At 74.7% G+C, this 26,980-nt stretch carries 16 protein-coding genes; 6 read left to right on the forward strand and 10 right to left on the reverse strand.

The window, feature by feature from the left end; translation table 11 throughout:
- Positions 1–8 precede the first annotated feature (8 nt).
- Positions 9–1,241, reverse strand: a complete 1,233-nt coding sequence (locus ACFQQJ_RS13885; RefSeq protein WP_377107299.1) for a toxic anion resistance protein — start codon at positions 1,239–1,241, stop codon at positions 9–11.
- Positions 1,242–1,407: 166 nt separating this feature from the next.
- Here ACFQQJ_RS13885 and ACFQQJ_RS13890 point away from each other — a divergent pair, with 166 nt between their 5' ends.
- Genes ACFQQJ_RS13890 through nudC form a run of 3 tightly spaced genes read left to right on the forward strand, consistent with a single transcriptional unit; the run spans position 1,408 to position 8,551 of the window.
- The gene (locus ACFQQJ_RS13890) at positions 1,408–4,515 is read left to right on the forward strand and encodes an ATP-dependent helicase (RefSeq protein ID WP_377107300.1); all 3,108 of its coding nucleotides are present in this window, start codon (positions 1,408–1,410) and stop codon (positions 4,513–4,515) included.
- Positions 4,512–7,694, forward strand: coding sequence for a UvrD-helicase domain-containing protein (locus tag ACFQQJ_RS13895; RefSeq protein ID WP_377107302.1), 3,183 nt, complete (start codon positions 4,512–4,514; stop codon positions 7,692–7,694). Before ACFQQJ_RS13890 ends, ACFQQJ_RS13895 begins: the two co-directional genes overlap by 4 nt.
- Positions 7,694–8,551, forward strand: a complete 858-nt coding sequence (gene nudC / locus ACFQQJ_RS13900) for an NAD(+) diphosphatase (RefSeq protein WP_377107521.1) — start codon at positions 7,694–7,696, stop codon at positions 8,549–8,551. The genes ACFQQJ_RS13895 and nudC overlap by 1 nt, the downstream gene beginning before the upstream one ends.
- Positions 8,552–8,585: 34 nt before the next feature.
- Here nudC and ACFQQJ_RS13905 read toward each other — a convergent pair whose 3' ends face one another.
- The 5 genes from ACFQQJ_RS13905 to ACFQQJ_RS13925 all read right to left on the reverse strand — a co-directional run bounded on the left by ACFQQJ_RS13905 (position 8,586) and on the right by ACFQQJ_RS13925 (position 19,106).
- Positions 8,586–9,785: an NAD(P)-dependent oxidoreductase gene (locus tag ACFQQJ_RS13905; protein ID WP_377107303.1), complete on the reverse strand. Its 1,200-nt coding sequence runs from the start codon at positions 9,783–9,785 to the stop codon at positions 8,586–8,588.
- Positions 9,786–9,835: 50 nt separating this feature from the next.
- A complete protein-coding gene (locus ACFQQJ_RS13910; RefSeq protein WP_377107304.1) occupies positions 9,836–10,690 on the reverse strand; it encodes an aldo/keto reductase in 855 nt (284 codons plus the stop codon).
- Positions 10,691–10,786: 96 nt separating this feature from the next.
- Entirely contained in the window at positions 10,787–12,586 is a 1,800-nt protein-coding gene (gene recD, locus ACFQQJ_RS13915) for an exodeoxyribonuclease V subunit alpha (protein WP_377107305.1), read from the reverse strand.
- Complete coding sequence (locus ACFQQJ_RS13920) at positions 12,583–15,897, reverse strand: UvrD-helicase domain-containing protein (protein WP_377107306.1); 3,315 nt, start codon at positions 15,895–15,897, stop codon at positions 12,583–12,585. The genes recD and ACFQQJ_RS13920 overlap by 4 nt, the downstream gene beginning before the upstream one ends.
- Complete coding sequence (locus tag ACFQQJ_RS13925; protein ID WP_377107307.1) at positions 15,894–19,106, reverse strand: exodeoxyribonuclease V subunit gamma; 3,213 nt, start codon at positions 19,104–19,106, stop codon at positions 15,894–15,896. Before ACFQQJ_RS13925 ends, ACFQQJ_RS13920 begins: the two co-directional genes overlap by 4 nt.
- Positions 19,107–19,172: 66 nt before the next feature.
- On the opposite strand from ACFQQJ_RS13925, the gene ACFQQJ_RS13930 reads away from it, so the two are divergent.
- Entirely contained in the window at positions 19,173–21,251 is a 2,079-nt protein-coding gene (locus ACFQQJ_RS13930; protein ID WP_377107308.1) for an ATP-dependent DNA helicase UvrD2, read from the forward strand.
- Between the two features lie 49 nt (positions 21,252–21,300).
- Complete coding sequence (locus ACFQQJ_RS13935) at positions 21,301–22,170, forward strand: class I SAM-dependent methyltransferase (RefSeq protein WP_377107309.1); 870 nt, start codon at positions 21,301–21,303, stop codon at positions 22,168–22,170.
- 21 nt (positions 22,171–22,191) lie between these two features.
- Here the strand turns inward: ACFQQJ_RS13935 and ACFQQJ_RS13940 are convergent, their stop codons facing one another.
- The 3 genes from ACFQQJ_RS13940 to ACFQQJ_RS13950 all read right to left on the reverse strand — a co-directional run bounded on the left by ACFQQJ_RS13940 (position 22,192) and on the right by ACFQQJ_RS13950 (position 24,674).
- The gene (locus ACFQQJ_RS13940; protein WP_377107310.1) at positions 22,192–23,532 is read right to left on the reverse strand and encodes an ABC1 kinase family protein; all 1,341 of its coding nucleotides are present in this window, start codon (positions 23,530–23,532) and stop codon (positions 22,192–22,194) included.
- 22 nt (positions 23,533–23,554) lie between these two features.
- Positions 23,555–24,379 carry a TOMM precursor leader peptide-binding protein gene (locus ACFQQJ_RS13945; RefSeq protein ID WP_377107311.1) on the reverse strand — a complete coding sequence of 275 codons (825 nt, stop codon included), beginning with the start codon at positions 24,377–24,379 and terminating at the stop codon, positions 23,555–23,557.
- Between the two features lie 133 nt (positions 24,380–24,512).
- Entirely contained in the window at positions 24,513–24,674 is a 162-nt protein-coding gene (locus tag ACFQQJ_RS13950) for a DUF5679 domain-containing protein (RefSeq protein ID WP_377107313.1), read from the reverse strand.
- Positions 24,675–24,921: 247 nt separating this feature from the next.
- Between ACFQQJ_RS13950 and ACFQQJ_RS13955 the strand changes: the two genes are divergently transcribed.
- A complete protein-coding gene (locus tag ACFQQJ_RS13955; RefSeq protein ID WP_377107314.1) occupies positions 24,922–25,494 on the forward strand; it encodes a M48 family metallopeptidase in 573 nt (190 codons plus the stop codon).
- A gap of 138 nt (positions 25,495–25,632) precedes the next feature.
- On the opposite strand, the gene ACFQQJ_RS13960 is transcribed toward ACFQQJ_RS13955, so the two are convergent.
- Positions 25,633–26,976, reverse strand: coding sequence for a zinc-dependent metalloprotease (locus ACFQQJ_RS13960; RefSeq protein WP_377107315.1), 1,344 nt, complete (start codon positions 26,974–26,976; stop codon positions 25,633–25,635).
- Positions 26,977–26,980: the final 4 nt, after the last annotated feature.

Raw genomic sequence — 26,980 nt, forward strand, 5'->3', positions numbered from 1 at the left:
TACCGCCCTCAGCGATCGATCGAGATCGACGGCAGCTGCGAGGCGCGGGAGTCCTGTTGCGCGACCCGGTCGAGGTAGGCCTTGCTCTTGGCGACCTCGGTCTCGAGCGTGCCGATGGTGGCCGCCATGGTGTCCAGGGCCTTCACCTTGAACTGGTCGATGGAGTCCATCGTCGCGTAGATGTTGGCGAACGCCGCCTGGAGCTGCTCGATGCCGATCGTCGAGGACGCCGCCTGCTCCTGGATCTGCGCGGAGTTCTCCTTGAGCATCTCCGAGGTGCGCTGGATCATCTCCGAGGTGGTGGTGTTCAGCGCCGTGATCTGGTCGAGGACCAGCTTCTGGTTGCCGAGCGCCTGGGCGACGATCACCGCCGTGCGCAGCGCGGAGACCGTGGTCGTGGACGCCCGGTCGACGCCCTTGATCAGCTCGACGTTGTTCTTGATGATGATGTCGATCGCGAGGTAGCTCTGGATCGACACCGCGAGCTGGGTGAGCAGGTCCTGGTGCTTCTGCCGGACGTAGAACAGGACGTCCTGGTTCATCGCCTTGGCCTTCTCCGGGTCGGCGAGCTCGAGCTCGGCGATCTGCGCCGACAGCTTCGCGTCCAGGCGCTCGGCGATGTACACGTACTGGTTGAGCCGGCCCATCACGGTCCACAGGTTCTGCTTCTCCATGTTGAGCGCGACGTTGTCCTTGGTCAGTTCGTCCTGGCCGGAGCGGAGCGCGTGCAGGATGCCGTTCAAGTGGTCCTGCGAGCTCTGGTACTTGCGGAAGTAGTCCGTGACGCCCTTGCCCCAGCCGAGCTTGGACAGGAAGCCCTTGCTACCGCGCGCCTGCGCGGGGTCGAGGTCCTCGACGGTGCGGCGCAGTTCGAGGAGGGTCTTGCCGACCTTCGAGGTGTCCGCCAGCCCGCCGGCCTCGATGGCGCGCACCGGGGTCTGGAGCAGGCGGTTGGACGTCTCCGCAGCCTTGCGGATGTCGGCGTCCCCCATGCTGCGCACCGCATCGGCCTGCGCAGAGAAGGTGGGCGAGTTCTCCTCGGTGGAGTTCAGCGCGGTCAGGAACTCGGCGACCTTCGCGTCCAGCACCGGGACCTGTGCCTCCTGCACCTGCGGCGCCATCGCGGGCGCCTGCGTGGCGGTCACCACAGCGGGTGCCGCGGGCGGGGTCAGGTTGAGCATCTCCGGGGGCGCGAGCTGGACCGCCTGGCCCTGGCTGGACGGCTGCGCGGGTGTGGTCATCGACGGACCTCTCGAGTCGTGGGCGTTGGCCCCCAATCTAGCCGTCACGGCCGACGTCGGCGCGCCTGTCGGCGCACCCGTCGCGACCGTTCCGGGGGCAGCCGGGGGCAACCCTGACGGGCAGGGCGTCTCGCGGGTGTCGGCGGCAGGTGGTTGCATGGTCCGCGTGACCGTCCTGCCAGACCTCAGCCCGGAACAGGCCGCCGTTCTCGGCGCCTGGGACGGGCCGCTGCTGGTGCTGGGGGGCCCCGGCACCGGCAAGACCACGCTGCTCGCGCACGCCGCCGTGGAGCGCTCCCGGGCCGGCGGCGCCGACCCGCTGGTGCTGGCCGGCAGCCGGACGGCGGCCGGCGCGCTGCGCAACACCGTGGCGGCGGCACTGGGCCCGGGATCGTGGCAGCCGGCGGTCACCACCGTGCACGCGCTGTGCCGCAGCCTGTGGCAGCGCTTCGCTGGCCGGCCCGACCTCCGGCTCCTGGCCGCGCCCGAGCAGGAGTACCGGGTGCGGGAACTCCTCGCCGGCGCCGGCCCCCGGGCCTGGCCGGACGGGCTGCGCCACGCGCTCGGCACCCGAGGCTTCGCAGCGCAGGTCCGCGGGGCGCTCGCGCGGGCCCGGCAGCTCGGGCTCGAGCCGGAGGACCTCGTCGGGTTCGGCGAGGGCGCGGGCCGCCCCGAGTGGACGGCGCTGGGCAGGTTCTTCGGGGAGTACCTCGACGTGCTCGACGCGGAGGGCGTGCTCGACTACGCCGAGCTGGTGCACCGCGTCCGCCTGCTGCTCACCGACGTCGAGGTGCACGCCGCGGTCACCGACGGCATCGGCGCCGTCCTCGTGGACGACTACGCCGAGCTCGATCCGGCGCAGATCGGGCTGGTCGCCGCGCTCGCCGGTGGGGGCGCGCCCGTCCTGGCCGTCGCGGACCCCGACAGCGTGAGCTCGACCTTCCGCGGGGCGAGCCCCCGGGCGGTGGCCGACTTCGAGCGCTTCTTCTCCCGTCCGGACGCGCCGGCGCAGCGCCGCGAGCTCGCCACCGGGCACCGGTTCGGACCCGGGATCGCCGCAGCGGTCGCGGGCGTGCGCGCCCGGCTGCCCCGACCGGCCGGGACGACACCGGTGCCGCCGGCGGCCGGCGGGCCGGACGGCGACGTGGTGGTGCTGGCCTGCCCGGGGGAGGCCGAGCAGGCGGCGGCCATCGCCGCGGAACTGCGGCGGGCCCGCCTGGACGACCGGGTCGCCTACGGCGAGATGGCCGTCCTGGTGCGGTCGGGGCGGCGGCAGCTCGGTCCCATCGTCCGCTCGCTGGCCGCGGCGGGCATCCCGGTCGAGGTCGCAGGGGACGAGATCCCGCTGGCCCAGGCCCCGGCCGTGCGGCCGCTGCTGCTGGCGCTGTCGGTCACGGCCGCCGGCCGGGTCGCGCCGGATGAGGCTGTGCGCCTGCTGACCTCCCCGCTGGCGGGCTTCGACGCGCTCGGGCTCCGGCGGCTGGCCCGCCAGTGGCGGCAGGGGCGGCCGGACCCCGTGCCGGTCACCCTCGCCGAGCAGCTGGCCGCCGCGCTGAACGAGCCGGGCTGGCTCGACGAGGCAGAACCCGGTGCCGACGTCGAGCGTCTGCGCACCCTGCGCGGCGTGCTGGGGCAGGCCGCGGCCAGGGTGGCAGCAGGGGCGCCGGTCGACCTCGTGGCGTGGACGCTGTGGCAGGGCACGGGCTGGCCGGCGCAGTTGCGCAGGGAGTCCGCCTCCGGGGGAGCGCTGGGCAGCAGGGCGGACGCGGACCTGGACGCGCTCTGCGCCTTCTTCGACACCGCGGCGGAGGCCGACCGGCGGGGCGGGGTGGCCGGCGTCCGGGCGTTCCTCGCCGAGCTGGCGGGCCAGCAGATCCCCGCCGACCACGAGCGCGAGGCCCGGCTTCGGCGCCGGGGGGTCCAGGTGCTCACCGCCCACCGGGCGCGGGGGCGCGAGTGGGAGCTGGTGGTGGTCGCCGGGGCGCAGGAGGGCGTGTGGCCGGCCGGACGCCGGGTGAGTACCGTGCTCGACGCGGCGTCCCTCACCTCCGCCGGGCTGGAGGGTGTCACCGACCACCGCGACCTGCTGGCCGCGGAGCGCCGGCTGTTCCACCTGGCCTGCTCGCGGGCGCGGCGGCGACTGGTGGTGACGGCAGCGGCGGGCACCGAAGGCGAGGCCGACAGCCCGTCCCGGTTCCTCGCCGAACTGGGGGTGGAGCCACGCGCGCCGCAGCGCGGGCGCACGCCGCTCACGCTGCCCGGGCTGGCCGCCGAGCTGCGCCGCCACGCCACCGACCCGGCCACGCCGGTCGGCCTGCGCCGCGCCGCGGCCGGCGAGCTGGCCCGGCTGGCCGACGCCACCGACCGGGCCGGGCGCCCGCTGGTGCCCGCGGCAGACCCGTCCGGCTGGTGGGGGGTGCGGGAGCTGAGCTGCGCTCCCCGGCCCCTGGCGCCGGGGGCCCAGGTGAGACTGAGCCCCAGCCAGGTGACCGGCGTGCTGACCTGCCCGCGCCGCTACTTCCTTTCCCGCGAGGCGCGGGGGGAGGGCGAGCCGGGGCTGGCGGCGTCCCTGGGTTCGCTGATCCACCTGCTCGTCCAGCGGGCCGTGCAGGAGGAGTGGGGCCTGGCCGAGCTTCGCGACCAGCTCGACCGCGTCTGGCACCGGCTGAGGTTCGAGGCCGCCTGGCTTTCCGCCACCGAGCGCGTCGAGGTGGAGCTCGGCCTCGCCCGGTTCCTTTCCTGGCGGCGGGTGCGGCGGGCCGACCTGGTGGGGGTGGAGGTCCCGTTCGCGCTGCGGCTGTCGGTCGACGACCTCGAGGTGGTGCTCGACGGCAAGGTCGACTGGCTGGAGGCCACCGGCGAGGGGCTGAGGGTGGTCGACTTCAAGACCTCGCGGGCGGTGCCGACCAAGGCGTCGATCGCCGGGCTCGAGCAGCTCGGCATCTACCAGCTGGCGGTCGCCGCGGGCGGGTTCGACGACGTGGCACCCGGCCACACCCGTCCCGACGGCGCGGCGGCGGTGTACCTGCGACTGCCCGACCGTCCCGAGGACCTCCCGCGGGAGTTCGGCCAGGCGTCGCTGGCCGCCGCCCCGTACCTGGGGGCCGATCCTGCGGAGGAGGAGTACCCGAGCTGGGTGCACCACCGCATCGCCACCGCAGCGCGGGTGGTCGCCGAAGGGGCGTTCCCGGCCACGCCGGGCGGGCACTGCCGCAGTTGCGCCTTCGCCACGAGCTGCCCGGCCTCGCCGCGCGGGGGGCAGGTGCTGCGATGAGGCTCACCGACCCGGGTCAGCTCGCCGACGCGCTCGGCATCCCCTTCTCCGACCAGCAGCTCTCCGCGATCACCGCGCCGCTGGAACCGGCCGTGATCATCGCCGGCGCGGGCTCGGGCAAGACCACGGTGATGGCCGCCCGGGTGGTGTGGCTTGTCGGATCCGGCCAGGTGCGGCCCGAGGAGGTCCTGGGACTGACCTTCACCCGCAAGGCCGCGGGGGAGCTCGGCCTGCGGGTCCGGCGGGCGCTCCAGCGGGCCGGCGTGCTCGGCGACGACCAGGAGGCCGGCGAGGAGCTGATCCTCACCTACGACGCCTTCGCGGGACGGCTGGTGGCCGAGCACGGGCTGATGCTGGGCATCGAGGGCGACGCCCGGATGATCACCGGGGCGGCGCGCTACCGCCTCGCCGCGAGGGTCGTGGCGGACACCCCCGGGTTGGGCGAGCTCGCCCGGCTGCGTCCGGCCACCGTCACGCAGCGGCTGCTCGAACTGTCCTCGGAGCTCCGCTCGCACCTGGTGGAGCCCGGCGACCTCGCCGAGCACGCGCTGCGGTTCGAGGAGGCACTCCAGCACGCGCCCCGCAACCCGCGCGGGCAGGTGTACGCCGCCGTGCAGACCGCCCGCGCAGCCATGGCCGAGCGCCTCGAGCTGGCGACGCTCGTGGTGCGCTACGAGGAACTGAAGGCAGAGCTGGGCTACGTGGAGTTCGCCGACCAGATGGCCGCGGCCGCGCGGCTGGCCACCGAGGTGCCCGCGGTGCCCCAGGCACTGCGGCGCGAGTTCCGCGTCGTCCTGCTGGACGAGTACCAGGACACCTCGGCGGCCCAGGCGACCCTCCTGCGCGGCCTGTTCTCCGGCCCGGACGTGGCGTTGGGACGCGGGCACGCGGTGACGGCTGTGGGTGACCCGTGCCAGGCGATCTACGGGTGGCGGGGCGCGGCGGCGTCCAACATCCTGGACTTCGCACACCAGTTCCCGACCACGGACGGGACCCCGGCCACCAGCTACGCGCTGACGGTGAACCGCCGCAGCGGGCAGCGGGTTCTGGACGCGGCCAACCGGCTGGCGGGGCCGGCCCGCGCCGAACCGGCGCTGGTGGCGCACGGCCTGGACCTCGACCTGGTCGCGCCACCCGGGACGCCCCCGGGCCGGGTGGAGGTCACCGGCCACGCGACCTGGCCGGAGGAGGTCACCGCGATCGCCGACCGGGTCGCAGAGCTCCACGGCACGGGAGCGGTGCCGGCCTGGTCGCAGGTCGCCGTGCTGGCCAGGCGCAACACGCAGGTGGCCGACGTGTACGCCGAGCTGGTCTCGCGCGACATTCCCGCGGAGATCGTGGGCCTGGGTGGCCTGCTCGAACTGCCGCCGATCGCAGACGTCGTCGCCACGCTCACCCTGCTCGACGACGCGACGGCCAATCCGGCGGTACTGCGGCTGCTCACCTCGCCGCGGTGGGCGATCGGCATCCCCGACCTCGCGCTGCTCGGACGGCGCGCGCGGGAGCTCGCCGCGGCCCGCGGAACCTCCGGTGGCGCCGGAGGACCGGGCACCGATGCGCCCGCCGTCGACGCCGCCCTGGTGGGCACCGACCCGGCCTCGGTACCGAGCCTGCTCGAGGCGCTCGCCGACCCCGGCGCGCTGGCCTACCACGGGGACGCCCGGAACCGCTTCGCCGCCTTCACCGCCGAGCTGGGCCAGTTGCGGCGGCACGCGGGGGACGCCGTGACCGAACTGGTGCAGCGGGTGATCGCCGTCCTGGGCCTCGCGGTGGAGCTGGAGGCCCTCAGCGTCGGGGGAAGCGCCCCGCTGGACACCTTCGTCCAGGCCGTCGCCGACTACACCGACATCGACGCCGACGCGTCGCTGTCCGGACTTCTGGCCTACCTCGACGCGGAGCGGGAGTACGGCACCGGCCTGGAACAGGCTGTCGTGTCCGCGTCCGACTCGGTGAAGGTGCTCACCGTCCACAAGGCCAAGGGCCTGGAGTGGGATGCGGTGTTCGTCCCCGGCCTCGCGATGGACGTGTTCCCCACCGACCGGGTCACCGGGAACTGGCTGCGCAGCGCCTCGACGCTGCCGTACCCGCTGCGCGGTGACGCGGACGCCCTGCCGCGCCTCGGCACGGTCGACCACCAGGCGATGGCGGCCTTCGGCGAGGCGCTCACCGGGCAGCAGCGGCTGGGCGAGGACCGTCTGGCGTACGTCGCGGTCACGCGTGCCCGGCAGCTGCTGATCGCCTCGACGCACGTCTGGGGGCCGGGCCTGGTGAAGCCGCGCCAGCCCTCGGACTACGTCACCGTGCTGTGCGAGCACGCCCAGTCGGTGTCGCTCGCCGAGGAGGTGCCTGCCCAGAACCCGCTGCTTGGGGAGGGCGCGGTCGCGTCCTGGCCGGCCGTGGGCGACACGGAGGCGTGGCGGGTGCGGCGTGAGGCTGCGGAGGAGGTGGCGCTGGCGCGCGGCGGACGGGCCGTCGGGGGTCCGTCCGGCCCGGAACTGGACCTCGACCAGGAGGCGCAGGTGGCGGCGTGGCGCCGTCGGGCGGACGCGCTGGTGGAGGCCGAGCTCGAGGCGGCTCGGGAGCGGGCCACCGCGCGCCTTCCCGAGCACCTCTCCGTGACCGGCCTGGGGCGGCTGGCCAAGGACCCTTCAGGCTACGCGGCGGAGCTGCGGCGCCCGATGCCCCGGCTGGTCAGCGACGCGCAGCGCTGGGGCATCGGCTTCCACCAGTGGCTCGAGCACCGGTTCCGCACCCAGTCACCCCTGCTGGACGGTGAGGTGGAGGCCGAGCTGGCCGGGCAGGACTTCGACCAGCTGCGGACGGGCTTCGAGGCCGGTCCCTACGCGTCCGCCGTGCCGCTGGCCGTCGAGACGCCCTTCACTCTGGTACTCGGGGGCCGCCTGGTGCGCGGGCGCATCGACGCGGTGTTCGGCGGGCCGGACGGCCGTCCGCAGGTGGTCGACTGGAAGACCGGGGATGCCCGGCGCGCCGACCCGCTCCAGCTCGCGTGCTACCGGCTGGCCTGGGCGGAGCTGCACGGGCTGGACGTCGACGCGGTGGACGCGGTCTTCTACGACCTGCACACCGCAGAGGTGGTGCGTCCCGGACGGCTGCCGGATCGCCCGCAGCTGGAAGCGTTGATGGCCGCCGTCCCCGGCTCGATTAGCCTTGCCACGTGATGGACTGGAGGGTCGGGAGCGCGGTCGACCGCGGTGCGGAACAGCGCGGGGCGCCGGGCTGGCTGGAGGCCGCCTGGGAGCACCCGGAGGCGGTGGCGGTGCGGGTCGGGATCGGCAGCATCGAGGTCGACCGGGACGGGCTGCTGGTCACCCGGGCCGTCGAGGGCGCCTTCGATGCCGAGCGACACTACCTGCTCGGCCATCTGGACCAGCGTCCCTGGTTCGTCACCACCGGTGCCGGCGAGGACGGCCTCGTCCCCCTGCGCACCGTGATGGACGCCCTGCCGGCCGTCATGCTCGAGGTGGCGTTCACCGGCGTCGGCCTCGCCACCTGGCACGCCGGCAGCCGGTTCTGCCCGGCGTGCGGGGGAACCACCCGGGTGGTGCGCGGTGGCCTCGCCCGCCAGTGCTCCACCTGCGGCGTCGAGCAGTTCCCGCGCACCGACCCGGCGGTGATCGTCGCGATGGTCGATCCCGACGACCGGCTGCTGCTGGGTCGGCAGCCGAGCTGGGCCCCCGGCCGGCACTCGGTGTTCGCCGGCTTCGTGGAGATGGGCGAGTCGCTGGAGCAGGCCGTGCACCGGGAGATGGCCGAGGAGGTGGGCCTCGAGCTGACCGGCGTCACCTACCTGGGCTCCCAGCCGTGGCCGTTCCCGCGCTCGCTGATGGTCGGCTTCCTCGCGCGGGCCGGCCGGGCCGAGCCCGTCGCGGCCGAGGGCGAGATCGAGGCCGCACGCTGGTTCACCCGCGAGGACCTGCGCCGTGCGATGGCCGTGGGCGAGGTCGGGCTGCCGCCGTTCACGTCGATCGCCCGCAGGATGATCGAGGCCTGGCTGGACGGGGTCCTGCCCGCCTGACCCTGGTGGCGGACGTCGGGCGAGGACCGCTGGCTCACAACCCGATCACGTGGACGTCGATGACGGCGTCGTAGGCCCGGATCCGCTCCAGCAGCGACTCCTCGACGACACCCTCGACGTTGATCCGGGCCACCGCAGCCAGCGCGCCGTCGAACACGATGTTCTCCATCTCCTGGACGTTGATCCCGGCAGTGCTGATGACGTCCAGGGTGTGGGCGAGGATGCCGGGCCGGTCGATGTGGCGCACGACGATCGAGGAGGTCGCGGGGGTCTTCTTCGCGAGGTTCACCACGTTCGGCACGGTCCCCGTCTCCGCGAACACCTTCACGATGCGCACCGCTTCGGCAGCGATGGCCTCCTGCGCCTGATCGGTGGACGCCCCGATGTGGTGGGTGCCGTACACGCCGGGCAGGGTGGCGACCTCGGTGACGAACTCGCCGGTGCCTGCGGACGGCTCGTTGGCGAAGACGTCGAGGCCGGCGCGCAGGCCCCTGGTCCTGATGGCCTCGACCAGCGCGCGCTCGTCCACGATCTCGCCGCGGGAGGTGTTGACGAAGGTGGCGCCGTCCTTCATGGCTGCGAAGAAGGAGCCGCCCAGAAGACCACGGGTGGTGGCGTCGAGGGCGACGTGGACGCTGACCACGTCGGCGAGGGTGGCGACCTCCTCCGGTGACGCCGCCCGGCGGATCCCGAGGCCGGCGGCCCGCTCCTCGGTCAGGCTGCGGCTCCAGGCCACCACCGGCATGCCGAACCCCCGGGCCCTGGGGATCATCTCCCGGCCGATCGCGCCCAGGCCGATCAGGCCAAGGGTCCGGCCGTGGAGGCCGCGCGCCCGGCCGTACTCGGCCTTGTTCCAGGTGCCCGCGCGCAGGTCGACGGTGTTGTCGACGATCCGGCGGTCGAGCGCGCAGATGAGGCCGAACGCGAGCTCGGCCACCGCGACGGAGTTCTTGCCGGGGCAGTTGGACACGTAGATGCCGAGCCGTGAGGCAGCCGCTACGTCGATGGTGTTGTAGCCGGCGCCCGCGCGGACGACCAGGGCGAGCGGTCCGGCGGCCAGCACCTCCTCAGGGACCTTGGTGCTCCGCACCACCAGCACCTCGGGCGCCTGGGCGGCGACGGCCTCGACCAGGGCCTGGTCCTTCAGGGTGGGCGCGTACACCACCTCGCAGCCCGCAGCGGTCAGGCCGTCGATCCCCGATTGTTCGAACTGGTCAGCAACGAGTACACGCATGCGTCCAACCTATTGCCGCGTCCCCCGGCGCGCGCCACCCCCGGCCGCGACTACACGAAGATCGTCCGGTAGTCCTCGATCCGGGCCAGGTGTTCCGCAGCTTCCGACGGGTCCATCCGGTGCGCCTCGGCATCGACGGCCCTGCCCAGCAGGGTCGTCTCTCCCGCGGTCGCCAGGCCGGCGATCCCGGTGAAGGTGCCGAGCACCCAGGAGATCGCCGCGCGGATGTCCGCCGCCTCGGTGAACGGCTCGTACCAGGTGGCGAGCCGGTGCTCACCCGTCCACGGCCGGCGCGCGATCGCCTTGATGGTGCGCAGCGCCACGTCCCGCTCCTGCACGAGGGCGTACAGCGTGTCGAAGTGGTCCCGGAACACGGCGTCGGCGGTGTAGAGCTGGTAGTTCACCGGGGTCAGGACGGAGTCGAAGTCGTGGCGGCGCAGCGCCTCGGCGTGCACCACCGGGGCCTGTTCGGTGTGGCCGGTGATGCCCACCCAGCTCACGATGCCCTCCTCCTTGGCGCGCACGAACGCCTCGATCGCGCCGCCGGGCGCGAAGACGGCGTCGAGCTCGGCGAGGTCGCAAACGGCGTGCACCTGCCACAGGTCGATGTGGTCGGTGCGCAGTCGTTCGAGGGAGCGGTTGAGCTCGCGCCAGGCGTCCTCCGCGCGACGCTCGGTCGACTTCGTGGCCAGGAACACCTGCTCGCGGACGCGGGCCACCGTGGGTCCCATCCGCTCCTCCGCGTGGCCGTAGGACGCGGCCGTGTCGAGGTGGTTGATGCCGGCGGCCAGCGCCTGTGCCAGGGACTCGTCCGCGACCTGTTGGGAGACCTCGCCGAGGGCGGCCGCCCCGTAGACCAGCACGCTCGTGGGGTGGCCGATCCGGCCCAGCCTGCGCTTCTCCATGTCGTCCTCCCACGGCACTCGACGGTCCTGATCGAACAATACGACGCCGCTCCGGACGCCGCGCCGCCACAACGTCGGTCCGCCGGTACGCGGTGGTCAGGCCGGCGACAACCTGTCGCGGAGCCCGGACGCCCGCCGCGCCCGCGTCCGTGCCGCCTGGGCCAGCGACTCCGGGGAGCCGATCAGGGTGACCTGCGTCTTCGCCCTGGTGATCGCGGTGTAGAGCAGCTCCTGGGTCAGCAGGGGCGAGTCCGGGGTGGGCAGCACGACGGTCACCCGGTCGAACTGGCTGCCCTGGGCCTTGTGGACGGTCATCGCGTGGATCGTCTGGACGCCGTCCAGCAGGAACGGGGACACCCGGTGGACGGCGTCCCCACGGGCGAAGCAGGCCTGGAGCTGGCCGCGCACGTCGACGACCACTCCGGTGTCGCCGTTGTAGACGCCGAGGTCGGGCGCGTTCTGGGTGACCAGGACGGGACGGCCGGGGTACCACGCCGCCGTCGGGTCGAAGTCCTCCAGCGCCGCGGCCAGCCACTCCTCGACCTGCCGCGACCACAGCGCGACGCCGTACGGCCCGCGGCGGTGCGCACAGAGGAGCCGGTGCTCGTCGAGGGCGGCGAGGGCGGCACGCTCGTCGCCCGCGCGGGCAGCGCGGAGCATGATCGTGCCCGTGCGCACCACGCGTTCGGCGAGGTCGGTGTGGCCTGCCTGGGGCGCGAAGCGGACACCGTCCACCCCTGCGGTGGCCAGCGCGAGGGTCTCCTCGGCGTCCCCGGCGAGGACGGCGGCGGCGAGCCGGGCGATCCCGGGCACCGAGCGGTAGTTGTGGCGCAGCCGCACGATGGGGCCGGAGGCCGGGAGGTCGAGGCCGGCGAGCGCACGGTCGAGCACCTCGGAGGTCGTGACCGGCGCCGCAACGATGTCGGCCAGCACGGCGCCCGCTTCCACCGGGGCGAGCTGGTCGGGGTCGCCGACCAGCACCAGCCGCGCCTGGGGACGCAGCGCCTCCAGCAGCCGTGCCATCAGCGTCACGTTCACCATCGACGCCTCGTCCACCACCACGACGTCGTGCGGCAGGGGATTCGCCACGTTGTGCTGGAACCGGTTGCGGGATTCGGGCACCCAGCCGAGCAGCCGGTGGATCGTGCTCGCCCGCAGCGGCCGGAGCCGGGCGGCCAGGTCGTCGGGCAGGCCGGCGAGCGCGTCGGCGAGCGCCTCCTGCATGCGGACGGCCGCCTTCCCCGTGGGGGCAGCGAGTGCCACCAGCGGGGGCGCCGGCATCGTCCGGACGAGCACGCCGAGCAGGCGGGCAAGGGTGTGGGTCTTGCCTGTCCCGGGGCCACCGGCCACGACCGTCACCGCGGCCAGCGCGGGCATCACCGCCGCGACCGCCTGGTCGAGGTCGGCGCCGGTGAGCAGCTCCGCGCGGGCCGCGTGCAGCGCTGCGTCGTCCACCTGCCCGGGGAGTCGTTCGCGGCGGGCGTTGAGCTGGTCCGCCACCACCGTCTCTTCTTGCCAGTAGCGCTCCAGGTAGAGCAGATCGCCGACCAGCCGGAGCGGCCGGTCGCCCCCGCCCGGCGCGCCGACCGTGACGAGCGGGCTCTGCTCGAGCACCGCCCTCAGGTCGGCCGGGTCGGGCCACAGCTCGGACGGGACCCCCACGAGTTCCTCGTCGAGGTCGAACCGGTCCTCGCCGATCCGCGACACCTCGACGCACGTCGAGCCGGCCCTGAGCGCCCGCACGGCGAGGGCGAGCGCGAGCTGCGCACGCTGGTCGTCCTCGCCGTAGAGGAAGGAGACCTTCTGGGCGACGTGCACGTCGGCCCACGAGAGCGCGCCGGTGGCGTGGACGTCCCGGAGCAGGCCGGGAACCAGGCTGGTGGCGAGGTCGGTCATCGCGGCCCCCGGTCGGCGAGCAGGTCGGACAATTCGGCCACCAGCCCGGCGGGCGGGAACCAGGCGAACACGCCGGGCATGCCGTCCGCGGACGGGACCGCGTGGCGTCCACCCATGCCACGCACGAACAGGTAGCCCGCCCCGCCCAGGTGGCGCGCGGGGTCGTAGCCGACCAGGCGCTGGCCGAGGAAGCGGTGCAGCGCAACGCAGTAGAGGATCGCCTGCAGCGGGTAGTGGGTGCGGACCATCTCGGCGACCATCGCCGGCTGCGCGTAGTGGTCCAGCGTGAGTTCGGCGGGACCGAGCCGGTTGGTCTTGTAGTCGACCACCACGAACCGGGGGCCGTCCGCCCCGCGCACTCGCAGGACCGAGTCGATGCTGCCGGTGAGGAACCCCCGCAGCACCTGCCCGCCCAGGGCGGGGTGGCGCAGTTCCTCGGGGTAGCCGGCCAGCGGATCGGTGGCGGGGAGCCAACGGTCGAGGAGATCGGCGACCTCGCCCAGGGTCGTGGTCGAGGCGGCCGTGCCCAGCGGGAACTCGAAGGACAGCTCGCTCAGCCGGTCACGCACCGGGACACCGGCGAGCGGCAGGCCTCCGGTGAGCGGACCGAGGGGAGTCAGCAGGCTGGGCAGCATGGCCTCGGCCAGGGCCTCCGGGGTCACCCCGGGCACGCCGAAGCGTTCCGCCGCGGCGGTGGTCGCCTCCCTCAGGCGCCCCGCCAGCGCAGGCTCGTCCGCCGGGGCCGGGGCGAACCAGTCCAGGTTCTCCAGCACGTGGTGCACCAGGCTCCCGAACGCTGTGCCCCCGGGGAGGGCAGCCATCGGGGACGGGGGACCGGCGGTGACGTCCGCGACCGGCGTCGCGGCGTCCGGCTCGTCGTCGAGCACCGGCTCCGCGGCCAGGGCCACCGGCGGGCGGGCGTGCACGGCCTCGGTGAGCCCGGAGTAGGAGGTCCGCCGCCACAGCGCATCGATGCCGCGGTCGAACCGTCCGGGCCGCAGCGTCAGGCCCCGGTCGCCGGCGGCGGGCAGCCGTCCCGGGACGCGGAGCGGGGCGTCCTCGACGCGGAAGCCGGCCGCGGCCAGCCACGGCAGGTCACGCGGATGGCCGTCGCCGGGAGGCTCGTCCACCGGGTAGGCGGGCTCGGGCGCGGCCACCACCCCGCGCCGCCGGAACAGCAACCGGTGCAGCGGCGAGGCCGCGGTGTTCGCCCGGGTGCGCGTCCACCACACCGTGACCTGCGACTGCGCCCGGGTGAGCGCCACGTACAGGCTGCGCAGCCGGTCCTCCGCCTCCTCGGTGTCGTAGGCGCGGCGGCGTTCGTCACGCCCGGGGGCGTCGCGGCCGCCCACGTCGAGCACGCGGCGGGTGCCCTCGTGGTAGGCGAGGCTCGCGTCGTTGTCCTCATCGGGCACCCACAGGTCGGCTGCCTCGGGCAGCAGGACCACCGGGAACTGGAGCCCCTTGGCCTTGTGCACGGTCATCACCTGGACGGCGTGCCGGTCGGTCTCCAGCCGGCGGACGCGATCGGAGGTGCTGGCCGACCGCTCCACAGCCTCCGCGAGCCAGGCCACCAGCGCGGTCCCGCGGAGGCCGTCGCTGTGCTGCTCGTGCAGGATCTCGGCGAGATGGCGGTAGTCGGTGAGGTCCCGTTCCCCGCGGGGACGGCGGAGGACCCGCTCGGCCAGCCCGCGCCCGTCCGGCCCTGCCTCGGCCTGGACGGCGGCGAAGAGCGCGGCGACGCCCTGGCCGGCCAGCACCCGGGCCCAGCCCTGGAGGGTGCCGGCCCAGGCGGTCAGCTGCTCGTCGTCCGCGGTGGCCAGGCCGGTGAGGTCGCCACCGACGAAGTCGGTGAGGATGGCCGCACGGACCGCGGCGCGGCGCGGCTGGTCCAGGGCCCGCAGCAGGGTGAGCCAGTCGCGCGCGGCGTCGGTGGCGAAGATCGAGTCGGCCCCGGAGAAGGCGACAGCGATTCCGGCGCCGGTGAGGGCTTCGGCCACCTGGCGGCCGAACGCGTTGCGGCTCACCAGGATCGCGACGTCGTTCTCGCGAAGGGGACGCCAGCCCTCCGCCGACTCGACCTCGACGCCGCTGGTGAGCAGGTCGATCAGCTCGGCGGTGAGGTCGGCCACGACACGGCCGCGAGCGTCCCCGGCGAACAGGGGCTGGTCCGTGGCCACGCAGCGCAGTCGCGCCGGGGCGACCCACGGCGAGCCGGACGGCGCCCGGAGCCGCGCTGCGTGGTGGCTGGCGGTGACCGGCGGCACGGCGATCCCGTCGCCGAGCAGGGCGTCGGCGAACAGCGCGCCGACGGCCGCCACGACGGGGGCGTCGGCGCGGTGGTTCTCGGTGAGCGAGTACGTCGTTGCCGCCGCGACCGCCTCGGTGTAGGCGACGACGTCCGCGCCACGGAACGCGTAGATCGACTGCTTCGGGTCACCGATGAGGACCAGGGGCACGTGGCCGCCGAACGTGTCGCGCAGCACGTCCCACTGCACCGGGTCGGTGTCCTGGAACTCGTCCACGAGCACCACCTGGCAGCGCCGCCGCAGCCGCTCGGCGGCGGCCTGCCCCGAGACGCCGCGCAGCGAGTCGCGCAGCCGGAGGAGCTGGTCGTCGAAGGAGTACAGGCCCAGGCGCCGCTTGCGACGGTCGAGCTCCGCGCGTGCCTCGGCGGCGAAGGCGACACGCTCGGCGGCCCGTCCGTCCGCAGCCTCGGGACGCAGCGGCGCCACCGGCAGCTCCACCGCGGACCGCGCGAGCGCGCGGGCGGTCTCCAGCCCGAACGGCGGGCCCTGCTCGGATCGGGCGTAGCGCGCGAGGTAGAGGTCGTCGACAACCTGGTCGAGCAGCAGGGAGAGGTCCTCGGTGAGGGTCGCCTGCGGGTCGGCGGTGGCGAGCACCCCCAGCTCGTCGACCATCGCCTGGCAGAACTGGTGGATGGTCATGATGCTCGCCGCGTCGAGCCCTGCGATCGCCCGGCGCAGGCGCATGATCCGCGACTGGACCTCCTCCCGCGGCGCGGCCAGCAGCAGCGCGTCGGTGGGATCGGGGGGTGCGTCGAGGGAGCCGGCCAGCGCGCCGGTCAGGACGTCGAGGCTGCGGCGCAGCCGGTCGCGCACGCGGGAGCGCAGCTCGGCGGAGGCCATCCGGCTGAAGCTGATCACCGCCAGCCGGTCGGCCGACACGACGCCCTCGGCGAGGTAGCGGGCGGCGAGCGCAGCGATCGCGTAGGTCTTGCCGGTGCCGGCGCTGGCCTCGAGCACAGCGGTGCCGGTGGGCAGCGGGCCGGCCGGGTCCCAGGTGGTCACGGCGCCACCTCGCTGTCCAGGATCGGCGTCCAGATGCTTGCGGCGAGGGCGCCGACCAGCGTGGTCTCGCCGTGCGCCCCCGGCAGGTCGAGGCCGTCGAGGGGCAGGTCGAGCACGCCGGGGAACTCGAAGAACGACTCCCAGGAGGCGTCGGAGTCGTAGTCCCAGCACCGCTGGAAGTTCTTGCGGCTGACCAGGCGGTCGTGCGGGTCCCGGTGGCTGAGCCGGTAGGAGACCCACTCGGCCCCCAGGCGCGGCAGGGCGGGCAGCGGCCGGCTGAGGCCCAGGGCGTAGATCGCCAGGTAGCGTCCCAGCAGCGCGGACGCGGCCTCGCGAGGAGGCGCCTCGTACACCGCCCGGCGGCCCTTTCCGATCACCCGGGCCCGCCACGGCCCGTCCTCGGCCGCGGCGAGGGCGAGCAGGCGCAGCCAGCTGGTGAGCCGGTGCCGGGCCTGGAGGCTGGAGAACTCGGCCTGGAGCAGCTCCCGTCCGTGGGTGGACACCCGGCCGACCAGCGGAACGGCGCCGTGGCCGGGGACGTCCACCGTCAGCGCGAGGTCGTGCAGGGTGGGCGCCGGCAGCTCGGAGGGCACCTCCCGCACCGAACGACGGGCCTCGGCCACCACCTGGTCGAGCAGGTCGTAGCCGAGCCGGAACGGCGGGACGTCCCCCCGCAGCAGTTCTGCGGTCGCGACCGCCGTCGCGTCCCTGCCCTCCCGGAGCCGCTGGAGCACCCGGTTTCCGACGTGCCAGCGGGCCAGGTGGTCGGGCTCGATCGGGATGGCGTCGCCCGCCTCGGGGCTGTCGCCGAGGCTGATTCCGGCGCGCTGCCTGAGCAGGGCCCGCGCCGGGTGGCCGAAAAAGGTGACCAGGTCGGCGAGGGTCACGCCCGCGGTCAGGTCGGGTGGGGGCAGCGTCTCCAGGTGGAAGCGCCCGCGGGGCTGCTCTGGCTCGGCGAGGGCCGCGGTGGCGGCCCGGAAGGCGAGCCGGTCCACGCTCGACAGCCCACGGCAGGCCGGGTCGAAGTAGCGGGGGTCGAACGGCTGCAGCGGGTGCTGGACGGTGACCGCAGCCCCCGCCGGGCGCCCGTCCGCGGTGGCCGCGGTGGCGTCGAGCGCCTCGAGGAGCGCCGCGAGGGGGGCAGCCGGCGGGACGTCCTCGTTGCTGGCCTCACTGCGTCCGCGGGCGACCACGACGAGGGTCTGCCTCGCGGCGTGGATCGCGTCCAGCAGTGCCTGGCGGTCGGCCAGGGCGGCCGACGGGTCACCGACCAGCGGCTCCAGGCCCAGCAGGTCGTCTCCGTGGGTCCGCGCCGGACGGGGGTAGCGCTCCGCATCCCAGCCCAGCAGGACGACGACACGGTGCGGCACGTGCCGGAGCGACCGCAGGCCGCACACCACGAGGGAGCCGTTGCCGAAGGCGCCGCGCGCGGCGGTGTCCGCGAACTCGGACTCGATCGCCCGTAGCGCAGCGTGCCGGGGCAGCGCCGCGTTCGACCCGCCCGCCCTCTCACCCAGCCGGGACAACGCGGCCCACACGTCGCCCAGCTGCCACTCCTCGCCGTGCGTGGTCTCTGCCAGGAGCGACAAGGCTCCACGGCAGCGCTCGACCCACTCGGTGAGGGTTCCCGGACGCTCGAACTCCGCCATCAGCCGGGACAGCCTGCCGACGAGCTCGGTGAGGCCGCCGACGAGGTCGACGTCGGAGGAGCCGACGTCGTCGAGCGGCAGGACGGTGCCGGCGCTGACGAGGTCGGTCTCGCCGAGCGCCACGCCGAGCAGCATCCGCTGGAGGCCGGCGAACCAGGTGTTCTGCCGGAACCCGGCCAGGCCGTAGGCGCCGCGGTGGGCGGGAGAGAGCCCCCAGCGGACGCCCGCGTCGGTGACCAGTTCGGCGAGACGCTCGCGGGAGTCCGCGGAGAAGCCGAAGCGGCGGGCGACCGCGGGGTGTGCGCACAACTCGAGAAGGGTGGACGCCTCGACGCGGCTGTCGGGCAGGCGGAGGACGTCGAGCAGGAGGCTTACCATCGGGTTCACCTGGGCGACCGACCGGTCGGCCACCTGCACCCGGAAGCGCTGGCCCGGGTGGCCTCCTCCGGATGGCCCGAAGCCGGCGGCCAGCAGGGGAGCGTAGGCGTCGACGTCGGGGGTGAGCACCACGATGTCGCGCGGTTCGAGGGTGGGATCGGCGGCGAGGAGCCCGGTGAGGACCTCCCGGAGGACCTCGACCTGCCGGTCGCGTCCGTGCGAGAGGTGCACCTGCACCGAGTCGTCGTCGCGATCGAGCACCATGGTGCCGGCGGGCGGACGGTCGGCCGCCAGGTCGGCCTGCAGAGCGCCGAGCAGGGTGGCGGGCGCCCTGGACGGGGCGGCGTCCCGGGCCGGCGCGCCGGCGGCGGGGACCGCCAGGAGGAGCGCCGCCTCGTCGGACTCGGCGGCGAGGGCCTCGTTCAGCGGGTGCCCGGCCGGACGCGCGAACTCCGCGCGCCGCAGTGTTCCGGACGCCGGTTCGGGGCGGCGCAGGGACGGGGCCAGCAGCAGCAGGTCGACGCGGTGGTGGGTCCCGAGCGCCTCCAGCAGAGCCTGGCGTCCCCCGGACAGCCGCTCGGGCGCGGGGACGGCGACCCGTGCCGGAAGGCCCTCCACCGGCGCGTCGCGGAGCCGGGCCGCCACGGCGTCGCGCCGGTCGAGCGGGCTGTCGCCGAGTTCGGCAAGGAGCAGCCGGTACAACGCGGGCTGCCAGGCGCTCTCGACCAGCGGCTCGCCGTCGGGGCCGGTGTCGGCACCGTCGGCCCACGCGGCCAGCATGGCCGGCCGGTGCCGCGCGTACCCGGCGAGCTGGACGGCGATCCGGCGGCTGGCGGACCAGCTCTCCCTTGATGCGGCGAGGTGTGTCCGCAGCACCTCCAGCTCCGGGCCGGTCGAGGCCGGCGCGACCTGCTGGACCAGCCAGGCCAGGCGCCCGGGCCGCCACGGGTCGTCCTGCCCGCCGAGCCGTCGCTCCAGGGCGTCGAACGAGGTGAACTCCACGCCCGCGCAGATGCCCGGCCCGTCGCCGGCCGTGGCGAGCTGCTGCGACAGCCACCGCTGGAACCCCGGGCCGGGCACCACGGCGAGATCGAACGCGAAGGGGTCCTGCCGCGGCCCGGACCACAGCGTCACCAGTCGTTCGACGAGGTGTTCCGCGGTGCGGCAGTGGTGGACCTGCATGGTGGTCCCACCCTAAGGGCGGCCACCGACAGTCGGTGTCCGATCCACTGCCTACAGTGGGGTCCCGTGATCGCCGAACCCGCCGCCCTGCTCGCCGGCCTCGACCCGGAGCAGCAGCAGGTGGCGACGAGCTTCGGCGCGCCGGTGGTGGTGATCGCCGGCGCTGGCACGGGAAAGACCAGGGCGCTCACCCACAGGATCGCCTACGGCACGGCCATCGGCGCCTACCGGGCCGCAGCGGTGCTCGCGGTGACGTTCACCACGCGGGCAGCGGGGGAGCTGCGGTCGCGGCTGCGCGGGCTCGGCGTCCCGACCGTGCAGGCCCGCACCTTCCACTCCGCGGCCCTGCGCCAGGCGCAGTACTTCTGGCCGCGGGCGTACGGCTCGCAGCTGCCCGCGGTGACCGACGACCGGCTGCCGATGGTCGCGGAGGCGGCGAGGGCGCTGCGGCTCAGCCCGGACGCCGGTGCGCTGCGTGACCTGCTCACCGAGGTGTCGTGGGCGAAGGTGAGCAACGTCCTCCCCGCCGACTACGCCGAGCTCGCCGAGGCCTCCGGACGCGAGGTCGCCGGCCTCGATGCCGCCCAGGTCGGCCGCGTGCTGGGCCGCTACGAACAGGTGAAGGCCGCCCGGGAGGTGATCGACTTCGACGACATCCTGCTCTGCGGGGTGGCGATGCTCACCGAGCACGCCGACATCGCCGAGGAGGTCCGGGCCACCTACCGCCACCTCGTCGTCGACGAGTACCAGGACGTCAACCCGGTGCAGCAGACCCTGCTGGACCTGTGGTGGGGCGAGGGCGGCGACCACTGCGTCGTGGGCGATCCCGCCCAGACGATCCACTCCTTCGCCGGCGCCACCCCCGCCTACCTGACCGGCTTCGCCGACCGCTTCCCGCAGGCCCGGGTGGTGCGGCTCGTCCGCGACTACCGGTCCAGCCCGCAGGTCGTCGGACTGGCCAACCGGGTGGCCCGCAACACCCGCCTGGGCACGGTCACCCTGGAGTCGCAGTGCCCCCCGGGCCCGGAGCCCCGGGTCCTGCCGTGCGCCAACGAGTACGACGAGGCCGCGGCGGTCACGCGGTGGCTGGTCGAGCAGCACGAGGCCGGGGTGCCCTGGCGTGAGCAGGCGGTGCTCTACCGCGTCCATGCGCAGTCGCCGCTGTTCGAGTCGGCGCTCGCCCAGGCCGGGGTGCCGTTCATGGTGCGCGGCGGCGAGGGCTTCTACGACCGCCCAGAGGTGCGCCAGGTGATGGGGACGCTGACCGAGCGGGCCCGCCGCGATCCCGGGCTGCCCTGCGTGGACGCCTGCCGCGACGTCCTCGCGCGCCTGGGCTGGACACCGCAGCCGCCGTCGGGGCAGGGCCGGGTGCGGGAGCGCTGGGAGTCACTGGCCGCCGTCCTCGCCCTCGCGGAGGACGTCGCCTCCGCGCAGGCGGAGGCGGGGGAGGGCACGGCGGACCTGGCCGCGTTCGTCGCGGAGCTCACCGCCCGGGCACAGGCCGAGCACCCGCTGAGTGCGGACGGGGTGACGCTGTCCACCCTGCACGCGGCCAAGGGGCTGGAGTGGACCGCCGTCGCGCTGGTGGGCGTGCAGGAGGGGACCCTGCCGCTGTCGCTGGCAGCCGGCCCCGAGCAGGTGGCGGAGGAGGCCCGGCTGTTCTACGTCGGCATCACCCGCGCCCGGAGCCGACTGCTCATCTGCTGGTCGCGGGCCCGGCGTAGCGGCGGGGGCAACCGGTTCCCGTCCCGCTTCCTCGAGGGGATCACCCCCCGCACTGAGCGGACGCCGGTACGCGCGGCCCGTCGGGAGAAGCCCACGTCGGCGCTGAGCGCCACCTGCCGGGCCTGCGGCAAACCCCTGCACAGTGGCGCCGAGCGCAAGCTGCGGCGCCACGCGGACTGCCCGGCCGCCTACGACGAGGACACCTGGGCCCGCCTGGTCGCGTGGCGGCTGGGCGTGGCGAAGGAGCGATCCGTGCCCGCCTACGTCATCTTCACCGACGCCACCCTGATGGCGATCGCCGAGGACCGTCCCGCAGACGCCCCCGCCCTCCTGGCGATTCCGGGGGTGGGCCGCACGAAGGCCGAGCAGTACGGCGAGGCGGTCCTCGCCCTGCTCGCCGGCGGGGACGGGGCGGACTGACGGCCACCACCACGGCACGCACCGCACGCGCGGGCGCTAGGGTCGCGGAGTGGACTACCTGAGCATCAACCGGGCCAACTGGGACAGCCGGGCCGAGATCCACGTCACGGGCTACGGACTGGACGCGCTGGCCGACGATCCCGACCGGCTCTCCGACGTGGTGCGCTTCGACGCCGGCCGCCTGGGTGACCTGCACGGCCTGGACGGGGTGCACCTGCAGTGCCACCTCGGCACCGACACCCTCAGCCTCCACCGGCTCGGGGCGCGGATGACCGGAGTCGACCTGTCCCCGGTGTCGCTGGCCGGGGCGCGCGCGCTGGCCGCGCGGGCCGGGGCCGACATCGACTACGTCGAGGCGGACGTCTACTCCGCGCCCGAGGCGCTCGGGGGCCGCACCTTCGACCTCGTCTACACCGGCATCGGGGCGATCTGCTGGCTCCCGAGCATCGCGCGCTGGGCCCGGACGGCGGCGGCGCTGCTGCGTCCCGGCGGGCGACTGTTCATCCGCGACGGCCACCCCGTGCTCAACGCCCTCGTGCCGCAGGCCATCGCCACCGACCCCGACGACCGGGCGCAGCAGCCCTGGATCAGCGGTGCCGGCGAGACCACCCTCGCCCTCGAGTTGCCCTACTTCGAGCAGGAGCAGGCACTGGTGTGGCGCGAGGAGCAGACCTACGGCGGGGACGGCACGGTCGGCTCGCCGGAGTCGGTCGAGTGGAACCACGGCCTCGGCGAGATCGTCACCGCCGTCCTCGACGCGGGCCTGGTCCTCACAGCGCTGGTCGAGCACGACAGCATCCCGTGGGACGCGTTCGCCGGCCTGATGGCCCTGGACCCGGCGACAGGGGAGTACCGCCTGGCCGTCCGTCCCGAGCGGCTGCCGGCGAGCTTCACGCTGGTGGCGACCCGGCCGTCCTGAGCCGGACGGGCGCCCGCCGGCTCAGTCGTTGCCGGCGAACCCTGGCAGCCAGTCGCGCAGGACCTGCGCGAAGTTCGCACGCACGTCGAGCTGGGACAGCACGGCGATGCCGCCCATCCAGACCCGGTAGATCAGCCCGTACTCCGGCGGGATGTTCAGGCGCGCGGCCACGCCGTCGGCCCGCATGTTGCCGTGCACCCGCGCGAACTGCCCGCGGGCCCATTCCCTGTTGAACGCGAACTCCTCGACGCTGGCCGGCTCCACGAACGGGGCAAGGTAGTCCAGCGCGTCCTGCGGGCTGATGCCGTCGCCCACGAACCCCTCGTCGGCCAGCCCGGCCAGCATGTCGTCCGCGCGGCCCTCCACGGCGTGCCGGATGAGCCGGCCCATCGCTGCCGGCAGCCCGTTCGGCAGCCGCGAGACCAGCCCGAAGTCGACGACGGCCAGGCGACCGTCCGGCATCACGAGGAAGTTGCCGGGGTGCGGGTCGCCGTGCAGGATGCCGGCCAGCGACGGGCCGGCGAACAGGAAGGTCACGTAGTCCAGTGCGCTGCGGTTGCGCTGGGCGGGGTCCCGGCCGATCAGCTCGGTCAGCTTCACCCCGTCGACCCAGTCGCTGACGAGCACCCGGCGCGTGGCCCGGTGCACCTTCGGCACGACGAAGCGCGGGTGGCCGTCGAGGGCGAGGGCGACCTGCTGCTGGGACGCCCCCTCCCGGGTGTAGTCCACCTCCTCGCCCACGCGGGCGGCGAGCTCGCGGGTGAGCGCGACCACGTCCAGCCCGCCGGTGAGCGGGGACACGGCGGCGGCGAGCCGCTGGATCTGGCGCAGGTCGCTGGCCAGGGCGGCGTCCGCGCCGGGGTACTGCACCTTGATCGCGACCGGGCGTCCGTCGGCGAGCCGTGCGCGGTGTACCTGCCCGATGGATGCCGCCGCGGCGGGTCGCAGGTCGACCTCGGCGAACTCGCGACGCCAGTCGGGGCCGAGTTCTGCGCGGAGCACGGCCTGGGCCCGCGAGGACGGCATCGGCGGGGCCGCGTCCTGCAGCTTGCGCAGGCGTTCGCGGAACGGGCCGGCCACGTCCTCTGGCAGCATCGCCTCGAACAGGCTGAGCGCCTGCCCGAACTTCATCGCACCGCCCTTGAGCTCGCCGAGAACCTGGAACAGCTGCTCGGCCGCCGCGTCGCGCAGGTCGGCGTCCACCTCGTCGGCCGGTGCGCCGAGGAGGCGCCGGCCCACGCCGACCCCGGCGCGCGCCGCGGCACCGAGGGGGAGGCTCAGCAGGCGGGCTCCGCGTCCGAAGGTCGACTCCGGGAGCACACGGCCACGGTCGTCGGCCGAGGCCTGGGGTTCTGTGGTCACGTGCCCAGTGTGCCCACCCTCCTCAACCCGGCGGCTGGAGGCAGCCGCAGCCCGGGTGCGCGCGCCACGGGCGTCCGTGCAGGCGGAAGTCGCCCAGCTCCAGCTCGAGGGACGCGCCGTGGGTCTCCGGCGTGCCGCCGGCCAGCCAGGCACGCACCTGCACCGCCGCGGTCGCGGCCGCCCAGGCCAGCAGGGACGGCTCCGCGGCGACCGGCTCCCGGCACAGTTGCGCCAGCAGTGCCGGCCAGGCCGGGTCCAGCCGCACCCGGGCGAGGTCCTGGCAGCGGACGCAGGGGGACGCGCCCGGCTGCACGAAGGGCCCGACGACGGCACGGTCGGGTTCGAGGCGGACGACCAGGTGCGTGCGTCCCTCCCGGAACAGCGAATCGGTCATCGCCCGGTCGGGCTCTGCGGTCGGTCCGGCGAGCACCACCACCTCCCGGGCCGCGGCCGCCGCCGGCAGCCCGGCGAAGCCGACCGGGTCGACCCGGGACGTCCCCGGCCCCGCGGACGCGAGGGCGGTGGCGACGGCGTCTGCGAGGCGTCCGGCGCCGACGACGACCAGGGACGGCGGCGGCGGGGGCGTTGCAGGGACGAGCAGTCCGGACGCGGAAAGACGCTCCAGCAGCCACGGCCACCAGTGCGCCTCCAGGGCGGGCAGCAGGCTGCGGAGCTCGTCGGCCGAGTGGGGACGGGCCAGCAGGCGGATCGCCTCGTCGATGCCGTCGGGCACCCGCTCGAGGACGACGGCGGGGGAGTCGAGGCCGACCTGCAGGACGCCGGGCGCCCGCCACAGTGCGAGCGCGGGACGGGCCAGCTGGAGCCGGGTGCCGTGAGCGGTTGCCACCCCCGAAGGCTCACGCCCCCGACGCCGTCCGGCAAGGGTGCGGGGGGCATCGGCAACACCGGGCCCGGATCGACAACACCCGCCGGAAAAGCAGAACGCCGGCCAGAAGGCCGGCGTTCAGCACGTTACGGGTTCAGCCCTTCGGCAGGAACCGGGTGAGGTTGGTGCCGCACACGGGGCACTTCGCCTTGGCGATCCGGGTGCCCTTCTCGTTGACCACGACATCGCCGGTCGCGTCCCGGTGGTCCTTGCACTTCACGCAGTAGAACGAACCGCTGTAGGTGTCCTTGGCCACGTCTTTCCTCCTGATGATTCGGCTTCGCCCCCGGGTGGGGCTCGGCAGCGGGCTGCCGGTCAGTCTATGCCCGGCGTACGGCCTTTCGGCAGCAACCGGGCCCGGCGTGCGAGGGCCTCCAGGGCCGGGATTCCGCTTGCCTTCCCCTGCGAGCGGACCGGCCACTGGAGGCCTCGCACCTGAAGTTAGTGCCCGCCCGCGCGCGGGTCAACTGAGACCGTCTGCGGCGTGTCGTACCGTGTGCGGCATGGCAGAACCGGAGGTCGAGGTGCGGCGCAGCGCGCGTCGCCGGCGCACCCTCACCGTGTTCCGCGAGCAGGGCCGGCTGGTGGCAGTGGTTCCGGCACGGCTCTCTGCCGCCCAGGAGCGCACGCTGCTGCCGCCGCTGGTCGACCGGTTCCTGCGACGGGAGGCCGGCCGCGTCCTGCCGGCGGGGGAGGACGAACTGGCGGCCCGCGCGAGGGCGCTGTACGAGGAGCACCTCGCGGCACGCACCGGACGTCCGCTGCCGGCGTTCAGCGTGCGGTGGGTGACCAACCAGCAGCGGCGCTGGGGCTCGTGCTCGCCCGACAGTGGCGCCATCCGGCTGTCCGCGCGTCTCCGCACGATGCCGGCGTGGGTGTCGGACTACGTCATCCTGCACGAGTTGGTGCACCTGTTCGTCCCGGACCACTCCCGGGAGTTCCACCGGCTGCTGGCGGGCTATCCCCACGTCGAGCGGGCGAAGGCGTTCCTCCAGGGCTACCAGCACGCCGTCGACGCCGGTGACCGTGGCCCGGCCCCTGGCGAGCCGGACGCCGGCGCGACCGCCGGCCCCTAGCGAGCGGGTCGCCACCGCACGCAGGTCGAGAGCCAGCCGTCCGTGTTGAGGGCCAGCGTTGATGCCGTGGGCCAGCACCAGGGGGCGAGCCCTCGACGGTAAGGCTGGCCCTCGATGGGAGGGGCGCAGCGGGGGCGGTCAGCCGTCCGCGCGGCCCTCCTCCTCCAGCAGACGGGCCAGCTCGGCGTCGAGGTCGTCGGGCGCCGAGGGCTGGTGGCCCTCCGCGGCATAGCCGAGCGGGTCGGCCAGGTCGGCGGAGGTCGGCAGCAGGTCCGGGTGGTCCCACGCGGCGTCCCTGGCGGCCGAGCCGCGCGCCGAGCGGGTCGCAGCCCACAGGTTCGCGGCGTCCCTGGTCCGGCGGGGACGGAGTTCCAGCCCCACGAGGGCCTTCAGCGCTGCCTCGGCGGGACCGCCGCTGGCGCGCCGGCGGCGCAGGGTCTCGGTGAGGGCTGCGGCCACCGGCATCCGCGTTCCCGCGACCTGCGCGACGACCTCGTCCACCCAGCCCTCGACGAGGGCGAGCAGCGTCTCCAGCCGCTCCAGCACCTCCTTCTGCTCCGCCGTGAGTTGCGGTGCGAAGAGGGAACCGGCCAGCGCCTGGCCGGCCTCCTCGATCTCGCCCGCGGTCATGGCGGCGTTCAGCTGGCCCTCGATCGCCTGCTCCAGGGCGTCCGGGTCGATCTCGATGTCGCGGGCGTAGTGCTCGACGAGGGCCAGCAGCTGCGGCCCCAGCCAGCCGACGGACGCGAACAACCGCTGGCGGGCGGATTCGCGGACGGCGAGGAACAGCAGGACGTCCGAGGAGTCGGTCTCGAGCCCGTCGGCGAACGCGGCGATGTTGGTGGGCAGCAGCGCGACCAGGGGCTGCCCGGTGAGCGGCAGGCCGGTGTCACCGGCGCTGACCGACGTGGTGGCGAGCCCGGCGAGCGACTGCCCGATCTGGGCGGCGAACATGCCGGTCAGGGCCATCCGCAGCATCGGCTCGGCAGCGGGCACCTGGCCCTGGCTCTCGATGAGGGCCCGCAGCGCGGCGTACAGGCGGCTGACCACCGGCCGCACCAGCTGCTGCCAGGTCGGATAGGTCAGCTCGACCCACTCCGAGCGGGTCCAGGCACGGGCGGGGACGCCGAGCCGGTCGAAGGCGATCTCCTCGTCGAGCCAGAGGTCGGCGAGCGCAACGGCGTCGCGGACCTGTGCCTGCTGGGCCGCCGTCGGCTCGGGATCGGCGCCGGCGGCGGCGGTCGCCCGGCGGACGATGTCCCTGGTGAAGCCCCAGTTCATGCCGGACTCCGCATCCGACTTGCCGAAGCTGGCCATCTGGCTGGTGAAGGCGCCCATCAGTCCCTGCATGCGCCCCAGCAGGGACTCGATGTCGAGGCGCCCGTCGGGCCCCGGCGTGATGCCGAACTGGGCGAGGAACCGCAGCAGGGCCTCCTCCTCGCCGTCCGGCTCGGGACGATCAGGGTTCGACGGGTCGGTCATCGGG

The organism is Propionicimonas sp. T2.31MG-18 (assembly GCF_964266745.1).
In the GTDB taxonomy this organism is placed as follows: domain Bacteria; phylum Actinomycetota; class Actinomycetes; order Propionibacteriales; family Propionibacteriaceae; genus Propionicimonas.

What these genes read in the sequence shown, in the direction of transcription:
- ACFQQJ_RS13910 (WP_377107304.1), bottom strand. Translation starts at nt 10,690, where the DNA reads ATGGAGAAGCGCAGGCTGGGCCGGATCGGCCACCCCACGAGCGTGCTG.
- ACFQQJ_RS13960 (WP_377107315.1), bottom strand. Translation starts at nt 26,976, where the DNA reads ATGACCGACCCGTCGAACCCTGATCGTCCCGAGCCGGACGGCGAGGAG.
- ACFQQJ_RS13905 (WP_377107303.1), bottom strand. Translation starts at nt 9,785, where the DNA reads ATGCGTGTACTCGTTGCTGACCAGTTCGAACAATCGGGGATCGACGGC.
- ACFQQJ_RS13895 (WP_377107302.1), top strand. Translation starts at nt 4,512, where the DNA reads ATGAGGCTCACCGACCCGGGTCAGCTCGCCGACGCGCTCGGCATCCCC.
- ACFQQJ_RS13955 (WP_377107314.1), top strand. Translation starts at nt 24,922, where the DNA reads ATGGCAGAACCGGAGGTCGAGGTGCGGCGCAGCGCGCGTCGCCGGCGC.
- ACFQQJ_RS13885 (WP_377107299.1), bottom strand. Translation starts at nt 1,241, where the DNA reads ATGACCACACCCGCGCAGCCGTCCAGCCAGGGCCAGGCGGTCCAGCTC.
- ACFQQJ_RS13925 (WP_377107307.1), bottom strand. Translation starts at nt 19,106, where the DNA reads ATGCAGGTCCACCACTGCCGCACCGCGGAACACCTCGTCGAACGACTG.
- nudC (WP_377107521.1), top strand. Translation starts at nt 7,694, where the DNA reads ATGGACTGGAGGGTCGGGAGCGCGGTCGACCGCGGTGCGGAACAGCGC.
- recD (WP_377107305.1), bottom strand. Translation starts at nt 12,586, where the DNA reads ATGACCGACCTCGCCACCAGCCTGGTTCCCGGCCTGCTCCGGGACGTC.